Annotated in this window: 3 protein-coding genes; all 3 read right to left on the reverse strand. The window is 33.6% G+C overall.

Annotated features, from left to right (window positions below):
* On the reverse strand, window positions 1-2,642 hold a 2,642-nt coding region (locus tag KI369_RS03710; protein ID WP_212955056.1), incomplete at its 3' end, for a tetratricopeptide repeat protein.
* Window positions 2,643-2,725: 83 nt separating this feature from the next.
* Window positions 2,726-2,998 (reverse strand): WXG100 family type VII secretion target, encoded by a 273-nt coding sequence (locus tag KI369_RS03715; protein ID WP_000136048.1) that lies wholly within the window; start codon window positions 2,996-2,998, stop codon window positions 2,726-2,728.
* A gap of 127 nt (window positions 2,999-3,125) precedes the next feature.
* A partial coding sequence (locus KI369_RS03720; protein WP_212955057.1) for a hypothetical protein occupies window positions 3,126-3,489 on the reverse strand: 364 nt, incomplete at its 5' end.

Consider the following 3,489-nt stretch of genomic DNA (forward strand, 5'->3'; position numbering starts at 1 on the left):
AGTTTTTCTTGCGCAGCTTTCACTTCGGATTCATTTTCATTTGCTTGCACTGTTTTTCTTAAGAAACGACTTGCTTCCTCGTATTTTTTCTGTTTAATTTTAAACATCCCGAATGCAAAATTCACATGTGGATTTTCATCGTTTTGTGAGTATGCTTCTGTGAAAAGCTTCTCTGCTTCATTCCCTTGTCCCACTTTATCGTATAAAATCCCTATATTTACAAGCGTATTTATGTCGCGTGTTCCACTGCTGACAACTCTATTGTAAGCTTCTAACGCTTGCTGATATGCAGCAGTACTCTTTGCACCATCTCGCGTTTCATAAAATTGACCCGCTTCGTAATACACAATTCCTAGTTGATTTAACAACTCAATATTTTTCATATCTTTTTGAATCGCTACTTGTAAAATGTGAGATGCTTGTTGATAATTCATTTCTTTCTTTGCACTATCAATTAGATTTGTTTTATTCCAAAGCACATATAAATTTGAAAGTTCAATTGTATATATGGCATTCTTTGAATCTTGCATAATAGCTTGTTTAAAGAAAGATTCTGCTTTGTCTAACTGTACCGTTGCGGTTGATAATTGACCTTTTAAATACGAAACAATTGCTTTATCCTCATTTGTCTTCGTGCTCATTTTGACAATAACATCTTCCGCTTTTTCAAATTCTTTCATTTTCATATGACTTACAGCTAAATCTCGCATCGCATCTTTTTTGTATGGTTCAATTCCTTTTGCATTATTCGCTAACGCTTGTTCAAAATTTTGCACTGCTTCTTGATATTTTCCAATTCGGAAATTAGCTGAAGCTAATAGATAAGCAGCTTCATTATTTTCTTTATCGATTTCTCTATCTTTTATTAGTTTTGTAATATAATCGATTGCAATTTTATTTTTTCCTTCAGCAACGTAAATCGTTGCTAATTGGAGATAAGCCTCGTCTTTCCCCTTCACAGCAATTGCATGTCCAACAGCTTCTTCAGCTTTTGTATATTTTTTATCATCATAAGCTTGTCGTGCTTGTTCCATAAACTTTTGATATTTAGCGTTTGTTGTGTAGAAATAAAATAACGTTGAACCACCTATAACAACCACTACAGTTGAACCAATAATCAAAATTCGCTTTTTATTCTTTTTCCACCATGTAGAAAAAGCCGACGGTTCGCTTTGTTCATGCGTTATTGTGAGTGGTTGATTTGATGCTTTTGCATTTAAAATTTCATCATCCACATCATATTCCACTTGTTTTTTCGTTTGTTTTCGGCTCTGTAGAATGCTATTTGGCACTGTAATTGTAGCTGCTACTTCTTGCTGCGACTGTGTTCCTTGCTCTTCTTTTATCTCTTCAATAATGCTTTCAATTTCCTGTTTTAACGCCTGGTCAATGTTTGGAAATTGTACGATTCGTGAATAGACGAAACAAGCAAATGCTGCATTGTTTTCTCGTTCCAATTCAGTAGCTAATTCCAAATAATGTTGTAGGACCATTTTATTATTTATTTCAGGCTCTTGACTCTCCATAGTTTGAATGATATATGCGAGTTCTTTTTGTAGAGCTTTTGATGGATTGAGTGAATTGAAAATTATTTTATACTCATATAATGCCGCTTGTTTAAATCCTCTCTCTTCTAATAATCTTGCAATTTCCAAACATTTTGATACAAAAAGAGAGTGTTCTTCTGCTGACTGCCTTTCCGCATCAATTTTTATTCTTTCTCTCGCGCTATTAAATACTTTGTACCACTGTGCAAAGCTTGGGCATTCTGCGAAAGATTTACTGCTCCATGCCTGCTTAAATAATTTTGCAATTTCCCCGTTCCATTCATCATGTAATACTTGCTGAAGTAACGTATACCTTTCACATTCTGTCTGCATTTCTTCCGTTTTAAAGTAACTTGCATCCGTCCATTTTTTATTTCGAACTTCTTCACTACACCAACTTAATATTTCTCCCAATAAAATAGCACCAGCAAATCGATCGGCTTCTTTTTGCCATACTCCACTTTTTAAATACATCGGTGCGTAACCCGCTGAACCTGCTGGCAATAACGAAGGTCTTTTCGTTTTTGAGCCATACATTTGCTCAACATCAACAAGTTCGATATAGTGTTGGCCTTTAATTGGATTTTCACTTAAGAAAGGTACGAGTATGTTGCTAGACGATAAATCATTATGAGCAACTTCATTTTCTTCCATCATTTTAAGTGTTGTAAGAAATGCTTCTGCAATAAAGAAACATTGTTCTTTTGATAACATTCGTTGTTCTTGTAAAATATCAGCCCAAGTTGGACCTTCAATCCAAGGCATTACAATACTGTTAGCAAGATCTTCTGATTTTTCGATAGCAGATATATGTTCTTCTTTAGTAATAATATAGCGTGAACATACTTTAAGACCCGCTAAGGAAGAAAGTGGTTTCAAAAATGCTAGTTGATGTTTTTCCTCGCGATAGCGTTCCTTAAAGACTTTTAATGCAATTCGTTCCATACCATTTTCATGTTGTAGTTGATAGACTGTTCCTTGTCTACCTTCTTGCCCATATGGCATTTCAATCCCAACTACTGCTGGATGTTTCTCAAACCGATAAACATCTTTATTAAGACTAATTTCTTCTCCTACTTCCGGTCGGAATCCCATTTTATCCCCTTACTCTCATATGACAATTTTTCATACAAAAGACCAGGAACAATAGCTCCTGGTCTTTTGCAATTGTTCTATTCTTAGTATGTGTTATCTGTACTACGGAATTTCTCAGCAATACGTTTTAAGTCTCTCGAAATTCCTTCTAAAATAGGAATGTATTGTTGCATTTTTTGTTTAGAATTTTCAAATTCTCCTCTGAATTTTGCTTGTGTTGACCCAGCCCATTGTCCATCTAAGCTTTTAATATCGCCTTCAAGTCTATTAACTTGACTTTGTGCTTCCGCAGCTGCGTTATTAAAGTTATTAGAAATTCTTTCAAGGTCTTCTGGTCTAATTTTAATTTCTGTCATTTTATTAATTTCCCCTTTCAAACCATAAATGATATAACAATTAGATTATAAACTATATTCATACAATTTTAAAAGAGTTAAATTGCAAAAAAATTCTATTTTATAGTAATTTAACCCTATTTTACTATTATTTCACTTTTAATTCAGACCATTTCACACTAATTTTGTCTGTCATCGTGCGAAGTAAATGTAATGGTGTATATGCACATTTTATTTTTATTGGCTTTCTACGTATGCAATATCCATCCCCACTTAATAATTCTTGATCGATTTCAGCATGTGGAAGTTTCATATTAAAGAAATATACATCGTTATTGTGGGTCGTTCCTAATAAATAACCTATACTTCTCTTTCTAATTTCCGCAAACCATTTTTCATGTGAAAAGTTATTTACACTTGATGTTGTAGCCGCCGTTAAAAAATGAATCCCTTTATTTTTACAATTTTGAACTATTAGTTCCATTTTATTTTTCGCCTCATAATCATTAGAT

The sequence above is a fragment of the Bacillus sanguinis genome (genome assembly GCF_018332475.1).
GTDB lineage: Bacteria > Bacillota > Bacilli > Bacillales > Bacillaceae_G > Bacillus_A > Bacillus_A sanguinis.